At 65.2% G+C, this 12,614-nt stretch carries 12 protein-coding genes; 9 read left to right on the forward strand and 3 right to left on the reverse strand.

From position 1 onward, the window contains the following. The first annotated feature begins 118 nt into the window (after positions 1-118). Positions 119-913, forward strand: a complete 795-nt coding sequence (locus P0R31_RS01525; protein ID WP_275512547.1) for an HAD family hydrolase — start codon at positions 119-121, stop codon at positions 911-913. Here the strand turns inward: P0R31_RS01525 and P0R31_RS01530 are convergent. After that, positions 898-1,305 (reverse strand): nuclear transport factor 2 family protein, encoded by a 408-nt coding sequence (locus tag P0R31_RS01530; protein WP_036007097.1) that lies wholly within the window; start codon positions 1,303-1,305, stop codon positions 898-900. The genes P0R31_RS01525 and P0R31_RS01530 overlap by 16 nt on opposite strands. Before the next feature lie 95 nt (positions 1,306-1,400). Continuing rightward, positions 1,401-2,885 (reverse strand): mannitol dehydrogenase family protein, encoded by a 1,485-nt coding sequence (locus P0R31_RS01535; RefSeq protein WP_275512548.1) that lies wholly within the window; start codon positions 2,883-2,885, stop codon positions 1,401-1,403. A 144-nt stretch (positions 2,886-3,029) separates the two neighbouring features. Here P0R31_RS01535 and P0R31_RS01540 point away from each other — a divergent pair, with 144 nt between their 5' ends. The 6 genes from P0R31_RS01540 (at position 3,030) to uxuA (ending at position 9,491) form a co-directional block, all read left to right on the forward strand. Further along, positions 3,030-3,842: a FadR/GntR family transcriptional regulator gene (locus P0R31_RS01540; protein ID WP_275512549.1), complete on the forward strand. Its 813-nt coding sequence runs from the start codon at positions 3,030-3,032 to the stop codon at positions 3,840-3,842. 70 nt (positions 3,843-3,912) lie between these two features. After that, entirely contained in the window at positions 3,913-4,890 is a 978-nt protein-coding gene (locus P0R31_RS01545; RefSeq protein WP_275512550.1) for a sialic acid TRAP transporter substrate-binding protein SiaP, read from the forward strand. A 302-nt stretch (positions 4,891-5,192) separates the two neighbouring features. After that, entirely contained in the window at positions 5,193-5,771 is a 579-nt protein-coding gene (locus P0R31_RS01550; RefSeq protein WP_275512551.1) for a TRAP transporter small permease, read from the forward strand. A 4-nt stretch (positions 5,772-5,775) separates the two neighbouring features. Beyond that, on the forward strand, positions 5,776-7,182 hold the full coding sequence (locus tag P0R31_RS01555; protein ID WP_060735097.1) for a TRAP transporter large permease: 1,407 nt from the start codon (positions 5,776-5,778) through the stop codon (positions 7,180-7,182). Continuing rightward, positions 7,179-8,228, forward strand: a complete 1,050-nt coding sequence (locus P0R31_RS01560; RefSeq protein ID WP_275512552.1) for an L-idonate 5-dehydrogenase — start codon at positions 7,179-7,181, stop codon at positions 8,226-8,228. Before P0R31_RS01555 ends, P0R31_RS01560 begins: the two co-directional genes overlap by 4 nt. Before the next feature lie 72 nt (positions 8,229-8,300). After that, entirely contained in the window at positions 8,301-9,491 is a 1,191-nt protein-coding gene (gene uxuA / locus P0R31_RS01565; protein WP_275512553.1) for a mannonate dehydratase, read from the forward strand. Between the two features lie 135 nt (positions 9,492-9,626). Here the strand turns inward: uxuA and P0R31_RS01570 are convergent, their stop codons facing one another. Beyond that, entirely contained in the window at positions 9,627-10,565 is a 939-nt protein-coding gene (locus P0R31_RS01570; RefSeq protein ID WP_275512554.1) for a LysR family transcriptional regulator, read from the reverse strand. Positions 10,566-10,774: 209 nt separating this feature from the next. Between P0R31_RS01570 and P0R31_RS01575 the strand changes: the two genes are divergently transcribed. Together P0R31_RS01575 and P0R31_RS01580 are read left to right on the forward strand one after the other, a co-directional pair. Continuing rightward, positions 10,775-11,857 carry an ABC transporter ATP-binding protein gene (locus P0R31_RS01575; RefSeq protein WP_275512555.1) on the forward strand — a complete coding sequence of 361 codons (1,083 nt, stop codon included), beginning with the start codon at positions 10,775-10,777 and terminating at the stop codon, positions 11,855-11,857. 36 nt (positions 11,858-11,893) lie between these two features. Next, positions 11,894-12,610: an HAD family hydrolase gene (locus P0R31_RS01580; protein ID WP_275512556.1), complete on the forward strand. Its 717-nt coding sequence runs from the start codon at positions 11,894-11,896 to the stop codon at positions 12,608-12,610. Positions 12,611-12,614: the final 4 nt, after the last annotated feature.

Here is a 12,614-nt window from a genome sequence, read left to right on the forward strand (position 1 = left end):
GTCGCGCGCAGTTCGCTCATAAGAGATTTTTGGGTCCGGCAAAAGATATTGCGATTTGTCTCGCCCTTCGGCTCGGTCGATGCTCGCTTCAGGGGGCGTCGAAAGGGAGGCATCGATCATGCAGGCCGGAGCGTTGGTTCAGGCGCCAGCAGACGCCGCCGAACTGATCCGGGGCGCGGCCGCGCTGATCTTCGACGTTGACGGCACCCTGGCCGAAACCGAGGAGCTGCATCGGCAGGCCTTCAATCTCGCCTTCGCCCGCCTCGGTCTCGACTGGCAGTGGGACCGCGCCGTCTACAAGGACCTGTTGCGGGTGACGGGCGGCAAGGAACGCATGCGTGCCTACCACAAGAGACTGGCGACCGCTTCGCCCTTGTCTGACATCGACATCGCAGAGCTCCACCGCATCAAGACCGCGCATTATGCCGAATTGGTCGAGGCCGGCCGCTGTCCCTTGCGGCCTGGCGTGACGGATTTGCTCAGGGCCGCGAAGGCGCGTGGCCAGCGGCTTGCGATTGCGACCACCACATCGCACGGCAATATCGATGCGCTGCTGTCGCAGACGCTGGGCAAACGCTGGGCGGCGGATTTCGAAGCAATCGTCGCCGGCGACGACGTCAGGCACAAGAAGCCGGCGCCGGACGTCTATCTCGAGATTCTGGCGCGGCTGAAGCTCGAGGCATCCGATTGCGTTGCGATCGAGGATTCCGCCAACGGCCTGATCGCGGCCTCGCGCGCGGGCATCCCGGTTCTGATCACCCGCAGCATGTTCTTCGGGGACGACGACTTCACCGGCGCGCATGTCGTGCTCGACGATCTGTCGGAACTTTCGACCGCCAAACAAAAGCTGAAAAACAACCCCATGCACAGTAGATCACGGCGCCGTGATCGCGGTGCTCAGTGGACGCGGTGACTGGCTCTATCGTCCTCGGCCTGCTCGACAATCTGCGCGATCGGACTGGACTGATGGTGCACCAGGCGCCAGTCGTCGCCGACGCGGCGAAAATGGTTCGCCGCAGCCAACGCGGTGCCGTCGACGATCTCGATGCAGAGCACGCGGGCGCTGTCGCCGTCGACGATGGCCTGCGGCTCGGCGCAGACGATCTGCGGCCGCTGCGGGTTTTGCAGGATGTCGCGCCAGCTTCCGATTACGGTGGCGCGGCCGATGATGGCCGGCCAGCCGGGATGGATGCAGGAGATGCCGTCGTCGTCCGCCCACATCCGTTCCATGCCGGCGAAGTCGCCGGTCGAGAACGCGGCGTAAAAGGCCGCGTTGGCGGCGATGACCTTGGTGTCGTTTCCCATCGCTCTCGGGTGGGGCAAGGACAGGCAAAAATCAAGCGCGACTTTCCGTCGATTTTGGCCGCAGTGCAGCATTCACGATGCTGCCCGCGTCGTGGTCACGCCGAAACGTGCGTTGTCACGGCACGCTGCGCGCCGTCGGCATAGAGGCGGCCGAGTGCGGCGGTGATGGCCTCGCGCAGGCGCGGCTCGGCGCCAAGCGGCCCGAACACCTTCGCTACCCCGAGCAGTGCCGGCGCGAGGCGCTCGGCAACGGGTCCCGCCTCGCGCGCCAGCGCAGCGAACTCGCCGGCGAGCGGGTCGCGCACGTCGATCGGCCGTCCCTGCTCGTCGACGCCGCTGACATAGCGCATCCAGCCGGCCACCGCGAGCGCATGCGTCGCGATCGGCAGGCCCCTCGCAAGGCGATCCTGCATCGCGCCGAGCAGCCGTTGCGGCAGCTTTTGCGAGCCGTCCATCGCGATCTGCCAGGTGCGGTGGTGCAGCGCCGGATTGGCGAAGCGCTTGAGCAGGGAGGAGCGGTAGGCGGCGAGATCCGTGCCCGCGGGCATCGTCAGCGTCACCGCGGCCTCTTCCATGACCTGGGCGGCAAGGCGCGCAAAATGCGGATCCTGCATGGTGTCGGCGATGGTCTCGTAGCCGGAGAGATAACCGAGATAGGCCAGCGCGGAATGGCTGGCATTGAGGAGCCGCAGCTTCATCAGCTCGAACGGCTTGACGTCAGTGACGAGCTCTACGCCCGCTGCGGCAAGGTCCGGCCGGCCCGCGGTGAAGCGGTCCTCGACCACCCATTGCGTGAACGGCTCGGTCATGACAGGCCAGGCGTCGCGCATGCCCAGCGCGGATGCGACCGCATCGCGGTCGGCATCCGTCGTCTCCGGCACGATGCGGTCGACCATGGTCGAGGGGAAAGCAACCGTGTCGGCGATCCACTTGCCGAGTTCCCTGGAACGCAGGGCGGCGAACTGGGTCACGATCCGCTGCACGGTGTGGCCGTTGGCGGCAAGGTTGTCGCAGCACAGGACGGTGAAGGACGAAAGACCCTGCGCCCGCCGCCGTGCCAGCGCCGCGACGATGAAGCCCGGCGCCGAACGCGGTGTGTCGAAATTGTTCAGATCATGCACGATGTCGGGATGGCGCTCGTCGAGATCGCCGGTCTGCGGCGTGTGACAATAGCCCTTCTCGGTCACCGTGAGCGAGACGATGCGGATGGCGGGATCGGCCATCCGCTCGACCAGGGCTGCCGGCCTCTCGCGCGCGACGACGCTGTCGAGCAGGGCGCCGATGACCCGGTGCTCGGTACCTTCGGCGGCACGCACAGCGACTGTGTAGAGATGGTCCTGCGGGGCGAGGGCGTCGCGCGTATCCGGGCTGCGCAGGCTCGCGCCGACGATGCCCCAGGACATGCTGCCGCCAGCAAGGCAATCGTCGATCACGACGGCCTGGTGCGCGCGATGAAACGCTCCGAGGCCGAGATGCACGATGCCGGGCGTGACGCGCGAACGGTCATAGGCCAGCCGGCGGATGGCAGGTGCCAGCCGGCCGAGATTGGCGCGACCAAGGCGCATCGAGCTCTGGCGCATGGACGTCTCCCCGTTGCTTTGCCGCTGCTTGACATGGCGTCCGTATCAGGTCAATGCTCCGGTCAATTGGTAAGACCAATTTTCCAAAATTGGCGGGCCGCGGGCGCCGGAGGCGCCGCGCGAGACCCTTTCGGGAGGACCAGCGTGCCGCTGGAAGCTGTGGAGGCGAGACGGCTCTATCGCCAGGTCGCCGATCAATTGCGAAGCCTGATCGACAGCGGCGAGTACGCGGTCGGCAGCCGCTTGCCGACCGAGCGCGACCTCGCCGAGCAGCTCAAGGTGTCGAGGCCGACGGTGCGCGAAGCCTTGATTGCGCTCGAGGTCGAAGGGCGCCTGCGCATCCGCGTCGGGTCCGGCATCTATGTGATCGAGCCCGCCGCCGTGGCCGCGCCGGCGCCATCAGCGGTCATAGAAGGCCCGTTCGAGCTGCTGCGTGCCCGCGAATTTCTCGAAAGCGCCATCGCCGAGCAAGCCGCGCGCGTGGCGACCAAAGATGACATCGACCGCATCGACGCCGCGCTCGTCGCGATGGAGAATGTCGACCATCCTGGCGAAGCCTCGATGGTTCATGACCGCGCCTTCCATATCGCCGTGGCAGGATGTCTCGGCAATGCCGTGCTGGTGCGGGTTGTCGGCGAGTTGTTCGACCAGCGCCTCAATCCCTATTTCGCGCAGCTAGCACATTATTTCGAGAACCCCACCACGTGGCGAACCGCGCTCGACGAGCACCGGGCCGTGCGCGATGCCATCGCTGCGCGCCGGCCGCTGAGGGCCTATGACGCCATGCGCGATCACCTCGCGCATTCGCAGGAGCGCTTTGCACAGAATTTTGGCGCCGAGACATCAGCAGGGGCGCCGGCTGCAGGGAAGCGCGCGGCGCCGTCCGGGGGGCAGCCGGCGAAATCAAAACGACCGTCGAAGAAGCAGGTCGAGACCGGCAGCTCGCGGCGGCGATGAGATTGGGCGGCCCGCATCCATGCCGGGGCGGGCGAACAAGAAGCAGACTTGAACGATGGAGGAAAAGTCGATGTTGAAGAAGATGACGATTACAGCAATGATTTCGGCTGCCGCGCTGCTGGCGGCGACCAGCGCCAGCATGGCGCAGACCAAGCTCAAATGGGCCCATGTTTACGAGCCCTCGGAGCCGTTTCACACCGCGTCGGTCTGGGCCGCGCAGGAGATCGCCAAGCGCACCAACGGCCGCTATGCGATTGAGGTCTATCCGGCCTCGCAGCTCGGCAAGGAGACCGACATCAACCAGGGCCTCTCGCTCGGCTCGGTCGACATCATCATCTCCGGATCGAGCTTCGCGGCCAAGAGCTTCGCGCCGATCGGCGTGACCTATTATCCCTACACCTTCCGCGATGCCGATCATCTGCTCGCCTACACCAAGAGCGACATCTTCAAGGAGCTCGCCAAGGGCTATGAGGACAAGAGCGGCCACCACATCGTCGCGGTGACCTATTACGGCGTGCGCCAGACCTCGTCCAACAAGCCGATCAAGACCTGCGCGGACATGAAGGGCCTGAAGATCCGCGTGCCCGACGTTCCGGCCTATCTCGCGATGCCGCGCGCCTGCGGCGCCAACACCGCGCCGATCGCGTTCGCCGAGGTCTATCTCGCGCTCCAGAACGGCACCGTCGAGGCGCAGGAGAATCCGCTGACCACGATCGAGGCCAAGAAGTTCTACGAGGTGCAGAAGCACATCGTGCTGACCGGCCACATCGTCGATCACCTCAACACCGTGATCGCCGGCGCGCTGTGGAAGAAGCTCTCCGACGAGGACAAGAAGATCTTCACCGACGTGGCGCAGGAGGCCGCTGCCAAAGCTACGGGAGAGATCAAGCAGAACGAGGCCAAGCTGGTCGCCTTCTTCAAGGACAAGGGCCTGACCGTGACCGAGGTCGACAAGAACGAGTTCCGCGACACCGTGCTGAAGAACGTCGCGTTCGAGACGTTCGGGTACCGCAAGGCCGACTGGGAGAAGATCCAGGCGGTGAAATGACCGCCCGCTTGTCCCGCCATAAGACCCTCATGGTGAGGAGCGCGAAGCGCGTCTCGAACCATGAAGGCCCGGGTGTCGGCTCAGGTGTTGCCCGGGGCCATCCTTCGAGACGCTTGCTTCGCAAGCTCCTCAGGATGAGGAGCGGAGCAAGCGCGAGACAGCAGAGCAAAGACGTCGTTCCGGGGCGGCGCGGAAGCGTCGAACCCGGAACCTCGAGATTCCGGGTTCGGCTCTCCGGCCCGCGCGTCGCGCGGGCCCGTCGAGCCGCCCCGGAATGACGACGGAGAGGTTTGAGAGGTAACATGTCCACCGCCGAAATCCACCGGCAGATCACCGCGGACGAGATCGCGCACACTTTCGAGGAGGAGGCGACGCCGAAGGTCGATCTCGGCATCTACGCCTTCGAGGACTGGGTGGCGCTGGCGATCTTCTGGGTGATGGCGCTCGCCGTCTTCCTGCAGTTCTTCACCCGCTATGTGCTCAACGACAGCTATGCCTGGACCGAGGAGATCGCGACCTATTGCCTGATCGGCGTGGTCTTCATCGGTTCATCAATGTGCGTGCGGCTGTCGCGGCATATCCAGGTCGATCTCGTCTATCGCTATTTGCCGCATGCTATAGGCCGTGTGCTGTCGACCGCGATCGACCTGATCCGGATCGCCTTCTTCGGCTACGCCATCAAGCTGGTCTGGGTCTACATCCGGATCATCGGCGACGAGCAGATGACCACCATCAATCTTCCCAAGGACTATGTCTATTACGCCGTGCTGCTCGGGTTCGTGCTGATGTTCGCACGCTCCGTGCAGGTGGCAATCCAGAACTGGCGGCAAGGTTACTCGGTCCTCGAACGTCCCGGTGCCTACGACGGATCGGAAGGATAAAACCATGCTGCTGTTGCTCGGAGGCTTTCTCGTTCTCATGCTGCTCGGCGTTCCCGTGGCGATCGCCATGGCGGTGTCGTCGCTGCTCTACATCCTGGTCAGCGGCGTGACGCCGGACGTCACGCTGGCGCAGCGCATGATCGCCGGCGTGGAGAGTTTTCCTTTGCTCGCCGTGCCGTTCTTCATCCTGGCCGGAAATCTCATGAACATCGCCGGCGTGACTGGGCGCATCTACAAGTTCGCCGTCGCGCTGGTGGGGTGGATGCGCGGCGGCCTCGGCCACGTCAACATCATCGGCTCGGTGATCTTCTCCGGCATGTCGGGCACCGCGATCGCGGATGCCGCCGGCCTCGGCACCATCGAGATCAAGGCGATGAAAGACCACGGCTATTCCACCGAGTTCTCGGTCGGCGTCACCGCGGCCTCGGCGACGCTCGGGCCGATCATTCCGCCGTCGCTGCCCTTCGTGATCTACGGCATGATGGCGAACGTCTCGATCGGCGCGCTGTTCCTCGGCGGCGTCATTCCCGGCGTCGTGCTGACGCTGTTCATGATGGTCACGGTCACTTATTTCGCGCACAAGAACAAATGGGGCAGCGACACCCCGTTCTCCTGGCCGCAGCTCGGCTCGGCCGGGCTCGAGATCCTGATCGTGCTGTCGTTCCCGATGGCGATCTGGCTGATGGTGCTCGCTGGCCTCTCCGTCAACATGGCGGTCGTCATCGGCCTCGGCACGCTGCTCCTGATCGACTGGTATTTCGACTTCTCGGCGGTGATGGCGCTGATGGCGCCGGTGATCCTGATCGGCGGCATGACGCTGGGCTGGTTCACGCCGACGGAAGCTGCGGTCGCCGCGGTGATCTGGTCGCTGTTCCTCGGCCTCGTGCGCTACCGCACCATGACGTTCCGGACCGTCGCCAAGGCCACCTTCGACACCATCGAGACCACGGCCTCGGTGCTGTTCATCGTCACGGCGGCCTCGATCTTCGCCTGGCTGCTCACGGTGTCGCAGGCGGCGCAGATGCTGTCGGACTGGATGCTCAGCATCACCCAGAACAAATGGGTGTTCCTGGCGCTCGCCAACGTGCTGATCCTGTTCGTGGGATGCTTCATCGACACCACGGCGGCGATCACCATCCTGGTGCCGATCCTGCTGCCGATCGTGCTCAAGCTCGGCATCGACCCCATTCATTTCGGCCTGATCATGACGCTGAACCTGATGATCGGCCTGCTGCATCCGCCGCTCGGCATGGTGCTGTTCGTGCTCGCCCGCGTGGCAAAGCTCTCGGTCGAGCGCACGACGGTGGCGATCCTGCCCTGGCTGGTGCCGCTGATGCTGGCGCTGATCGCGATCACCTTCATTCCCGAACTGACCCTCTGGCTGCCAAAATACATGGGACTCTCCAAATGACCTCGACTGCTCTCGCCGCGACCCTGTTCGGCCCCGAAGACCTGCGCGTGATCGAGCATCCGCTCGACAAGCTGGCGGAGGGCATGGTCCGCATCCGCTTCGGTGCCGGCGGCATCTGCGGCTCGGACATGCACTATTTCCGTCATGCCCGCACCGGCGACTTCGTGGTGAAGTCGCCGCTGGTGCTGGGCCATGAGATCTCCGGCGAGGTCGTCGAGATCTCCGGCGCGGCTGCGAACCTGAAGGTCGGCGACCGCGTCGCGGTCAACCCGTCGCGCTGGTGCGGCCATTGCGTTGCGTGCCGCGAGGGCCGACCGAACCTGTGCGAGAACATCTATTTCATGGGCTCGGCCTCCAAGACGCCGCACATGCAGGGCGGCTTCGCCAATTACTTCGATGCGATTCCGGCGCAATGCGTGAAGATCCCGGATCACGTGTCCTACCAGGCCGCCGCGCTGGCCGAGCCGCTCGCGGTGTGCCTGCACGCGGTCGCGCGCGCCGGCAAGATCGAGGGCAAGCGCGGCATCATCTTCGGCGCCGGTCCGATCGGGCTCTTGACCATGCTCGCGGCGCACCGCGCCGGCATGGCCGACGTCACCGTCGCCGACATCGCGCCGGCGCCGCTGACCTTTGCAACCAAGCTCGGCGCCTCCCATGTTGAGAATGTCTCGGCCGGCGAGGAAGGGCTGAAGGCGCAGGCCGCGTTGCGCCCCTATGACGTCGCCTTCGAGGTCTCGGGCACGGCTGCCGGCCTTGCCAGCGCGATCGGCATCGTCAGGCGCGGCGGCGTCGTGGTGCAGATCGGCAATCTCCCGGGCGGCCAGATCCCGACGCCGTCGAATGCGGTGATGGCGAAGGAGATCGACCTGCGCGGCTCGTTCCGCTTCGGCTTCGAGTTCATGAATGCGGTGGAACTCATCGGCAACGGCAGCGTCGACGTGCTGTCGCTGGTCACCGCCGAGCGGCCGCTCTCGACCGCGCCTGATGCGCTGCGGCTGGCGCTGGATCGCTCGCAGAGCGTCAAGGTCGTGCTGACCGCGAACTGACTTTTGTTTTGACGCGTTTTCTTCACGCGAGCCGGTACCCACTTCGCTCGAAAACGCTTTGGGAGGCAGCACATGATGCTGGAGGGATGGCGCTGGTACGGGCCGGATGATCCGGTCTCGCTCGATGATGTCAGGCAGGCCGGGGCGAGCCAGATCGTCTCGGCGCTGCATCAGGTGCCGATCGGAGAGGCCTGGACGCGCAAGGCGGTCGAGGAGCGCAAGAACTTCATCGAGAACGGCCAGCCGGGCCGCTCGCAGCTGACCTGGTCGGTGGTGGAATCGATTCCGATCCCCGATGACGTCAAGCGGCTCGGGGCCAAGGCGACGAAGTCGATCGAGGCGTGGATCGCGAGCCTGGAGGCGGTGGCCGCCAGCGGCATCAAGATCATCTGCTACAACTTCATGCCCGTGGTGGACTGGTGCCGCACTGATCTCGAATGGGAGCTGCCGAACGGCGCCCGTGCCATGCGCTTCGACCAGGACCGCTTTGCCGCGTTCGAGCTGCATATCCTGAAGCGCCCGGCCGCTGCTCAGGAGTATTCGCCGGACGCGCAGGCGCGTGCGAAAAAGCTGTTCGAGCAGATGAGCCAGGCCGACATCGACTATCTGGTCGCGGTGATCGCCAGCGCGCTGCCCGGCTCGACCACCGAGCCGATGACGATCCCACAATTCCGCGACCGGCTGGAGACCTATCGCGACATCACGCCTGAGATCCTGAGGCAGCATCTCGCGGAATTCCTCGCGCGCGTGACGCCGGTGGCCGAGCAGCTCGGTGTCTCCTTGACGCTGCATCCGGACGATCCGCCGCGGCCGCTGTTCGGCCTGCCGCGCATCGCCTCGTCCGCTGACGACTATCAGGCGCTGTTCGATGCCGTGCCGTCCAAGGCCAACGGCATCTGCTTCTGCACCGGCTCGCTCGGCGTGCGCGCGGAGAACAATCTGCCAGAAATTGCCGAGCGCTTCGGCCCGCGCATTGCCTTCGCCCATCTGCGCGCCACCAAGCGCGAGGCGGACGGCCTGTCGTTCTACGAATCCGATCATCTCGACGGCGACGTCGACATGATCGCGGTGCTCAAGGCGCTTTTGAAGGAGAACGCGCGCCGCGCACCGGACAAGAAGATCGTGTTCCGCCCCGATCACGGCCACCGCATGCTCGACGATCTCGCCGCGACCAAGCGTACCAATCCCGGCTACACCGCCATCGGCCGCCTGCGCGGCCTCGCAGAGTTGCGCGGTGCGATCCGGGCGATCGAGCATCGGTAGCGCCACAACTCTATCCACGTCGTCATTGCGAGCGTAGCGAAGCAATCCAGAATCCCTCCGCGGAAAGACTCTGGATTGCTTCGCTGCGCTCGCAATGACGTGGGTGAGAGAGGAGCGTCACCCCAACACAGCTGCCTAATAACACGCGTCCATGGCGCCGAGCTTCGGATAGAGCCGGTCGATCGCGGCGATCTCGCTTTTCATCTGCGCGATGATCCAGTCGCGGATCTCGGCGGCGATCGGGCGCATCGGGCGGTTGCGCGGCGGCAGGAATTCGCAGATGCGGCGCGTGGTGGTGAGCCGGTCGGAGGCCGGCACCAGCGCGCCGGTGAGCAGCCAGTGCGAGGCGACCGTCAGCCAGCCCAGCGCAATGCCCTGGCCGAGCAGCGCGGCCTGCACCACGACGGCATAATCGGTGAAGCTCAGCGCCTTGGCCGCGCCGCGGCGGCCGGTGAGGAGCGAAGCGTAATCCGCGGCCCAGTCGCCCGGCGTCTCGGCGAGGCGGATGATGGTGTTGCCCTCGGTGGGATCAGTCTCGCCGAGATAGCCGGGGCTGCACATCGGCAACATCACTTCCTTCATCACCAGGGTGCCGCCGGAGGGCGGCTCGTCGCGGTCACGGAAGCGCATGCCGAGATCGACATTCTCCACCGGCCCGCGCAGCGCGCCGGAGATCAGCTGGAAGCGCAGATCGACCTGCGGAAACTGCTTCTGCAGCTTGTCGATGCGCGGCATCAACCAGTGCGTGGTGAAGGCGGAGGAGACCGACAGCGTCACCGTCTCGGTGCCCTTGCGGCGCCGCTCGATCTCGACGAGCCCGCTCTCGATGCTGCGGAAACCTTCGAGCACGCGGCGATAGAGCAGCTCGCCTTCCTCGGTGAGCACCGCGCGGCCCGCCTTGCGATCGAACAGGCGGACGCCGAGATGCTCCTCGAACTGCCCGAGCATCCGGCTCACCGCCGGCTGCGTGACGTTCAATTCGGCGGCCGCAGCCGTGAAGCTGCCATTGCGCGCCGCTGCGTCGAAGACGAACAGGGCGTTGCTGGACGGCAGCATGCGGCGGAGCTCGGGCATAACGTCATGTTATGGGCGCGGTGAGAATTTGGCAATTGCCGGATTTTGCCAAGTCTGGTGTCATCAGCGTGACAGCCTAAAGACAGGCCCTTCGAGACAGGATTTGGTGCAGCGCACGCTTTGGCGTGAGTACTCCACATCCCTGTCTATAAAGCAGGCTTATGGCGCGCAGTGAAGCACGCCGGCTGAGGACATCGCGAGGTCGATCGTTGGACAAGCGCGCGGAGAGCGTCGAGATCAGGTCCGCCAGCAAGGCCTATGGCGCCGTTCGCGCCCTCGACGACGTTTCGCTCAATGTCGGCGCCGGCGAATTCGTCTCACTGCTCGGCCCCTCCGGCTCCGGCAAGACCACGCTGCTCGGCATTTTGGGCGGCTTCATCCTGCCGACCTCAGGCACGATTCTATTCGGAGGCCGTGACGTCACCTACATGCCGCCGCACAAGCGCGACATCGGCGTGGTGTTCCAGAACTACGCGCTGTTTCCGCACATGAGCGTCGGCGAGAATGTCGCCTTTCCCTTGCGCGCGCGACGCCTGCCGAAATCCGTCTGGCCGGACAAGGTGCGCGCAGCGCTCGGCATGGTCGGGCTTGCCGGCTATGAAGAGCGCGGCATCGCGCAGCTTTCCGGCGGTCAGCGCCAGCGCGTGGCGCTGGCGCGCGCCATGATCTTCGAGCCGCGCCTGATCCTGATGGACGAGCCGCTCTCGGCGCTCGACAAGCAGCTCCGCGAATCCATGCAGATCGAGCTGCGCGCGTTGCACAAGCGCATCGGGGCGACCATCATCTACGTCACCCATGACCAGCGCGAGGCGCTGACCATGAGCGACCGCGTCGCCGTCATGAAGGACGGCCGGCTGGTCCAGATCGACGAGCCGGCGCGGCTGCATGACCATCCCGTCGATTCCTTCGTCGCCAGCTTCATCGGCGAAGCCACGATGCTGCCGGTCCGCCGCGTCGATGCCGCCAGCGTCGCGCTCGGCAATGCCTTGCTACGCAGCGCGCGCGCCATTCCCGATGGCGATGACCTGATGCTGGCCGTGCACAGCGAAAAGCTGCTGATCGATGATGGCGCGCAGGATGCCGCCTGCAACCGGCTGACCGGGACCGTCACCGACATCGTCTATCAGGGCGAGAGCCTGCGCATTTTCCTCGCGCTCGCCGATGGCATCGCGCTCAGCCTGCGCCAGCCGAGCTATCACCAGGCCTATCACCGCATCCCGCCGCTCGGCGGCAGCCTTACCGTCACCCTCCATCCCGAGGACACCATCGTGGTGCCCAGGGTGAGGGACTGAACTCAAGCCTCATCCAACCCGAGAGAAGAAACTGATATGTCGACCCAAGCCGCGTTCAGCAATTTCAAGGTCCTCACCTTCGACGTCGTCGGCACCCTGATCGATTTCGAGACCGGCGTACTTGAAGCGGTGCGCAAGATCGGAGGCAAGAAGGCGGCCGAGCTCAGTGATGACCAGATCTTCGAATCCTACAAGCGCGGGCGCGACAAGCATTACGAGCGTTCGAGCGAGGTGATGTTCTACGTCTACCGCTATCTCGCGCAGGAGCTCGGGCTGGCCGCGGACGATGCTTCGTGTGACGTTTTCCAGCTCGCCGTGCTGCGCTGGGGGCCGTTCTCGGACTCGGTCGAGGCGCTGAAGCGCCTGCGCACAAAATTCCGCCTGGTCGCGATGACCAATGCCGACCGCGTGGCGCTGTCGTGCTATGCGCATGCGCTCGGCAATCCCTTCGACGACACCGTCTGTGCCGACGATACCGGCGTTGCCAAGCCTGATCCGGAATTCTTCGCCTACAACAAGGGCCGCCAGTCGGCCTTCGGCTACAAGCAGTCCGACATCCTGCACGTCGCGCAGAGCCAGTATCATGACATCGGGATCGCGCGGAAGCTCGGCTACAAAGTGTGCTGGATCGAGCGCCGCCAGGGTATTGCCGGTTTCGGCGGCACGCCGGCCGTGGAGACGCTGACCAAGCCGGACTTCCATTATCCGACGTTGAAAGCGCTTGCCGACGCGGCCATCGGGCCGGCGGCGTAACGGA

The sequence above is a fragment of the Bradyrhizobium yuanmingense genome, from assembly GCF_029167105.1.
Lineage (GTDB): Bacteria > Pseudomonadota > Alphaproteobacteria > Rhizobiales > Xanthobacteraceae > Bradyrhizobium > Bradyrhizobium yuanmingense_A.

Bases quoted from the DNA above. Each gene is read 5' to 3' on its own strand.
- P0R31_RS01525 (WP_275512547.1), top strand. From the start codon at position 119: ATGCAGGCCGGAGCGTTGGTTCAGGCGCCAGCAGACGCCGCCGAACTG.
- P0R31_RS01530 (WP_036007097.1), bottom strand. From the start codon at position 1,305: ATGGGAAACGACACCAAGGTCATCGCCGCCAACGCGGCCTTTTACGCC.
- P0R31_RS01535 (WP_275512548.1), bottom strand. From the start codon at position 2,885: ATGCGCCAGAGCTCGATGCGCCTTGGTCGCGCCAATCTCGGCCGGCTG.
- P0R31_RS01545 (WP_275512550.1), top strand. From the start codon at position 3,913: ATGTTGAAGAAGATGACGATTACAGCAATGATTTCGGCTGCCGCGCTG.
- P0R31_RS01550 (WP_275512551.1), top strand. From the start codon at position 5,193: ATGTCCACCGCCGAAATCCACCGGCAGATCACCGCGGACGAGATCGCG.
- P0R31_RS01555 (WP_060735097.1), top strand. From the start codon at position 5,776: ATGCTGCTGTTGCTCGGAGGCTTTCTCGTTCTCATGCTGCTCGGCGTT.
- P0R31_RS01560 (WP_275512552.1), top strand. From the start codon at position 7,179: ATGACCTCGACTGCTCTCGCCGCGACCCTGTTCGGCCCCGAAGACCTG.
- uxuA (WP_275512553.1), top strand. From the start codon at position 8,301: ATGATGCTGGAGGGATGGCGCTGGTACGGGCCGGATGATCCGGTCTCG.
- P0R31_RS01570 (WP_275512554.1), bottom strand. From the start codon at position 10,565: ATGCCCGAGCTCCGCCGCATGCTGCCGTCCAGCAACGCCCTGTTCGTC.
- P0R31_RS01580 (WP_275512556.1), top strand. From the start codon at position 11,894: ATGTCGACCCAAGCCGCGTTCAGCAATTTCAAGGTCCTCACCTTCGAC.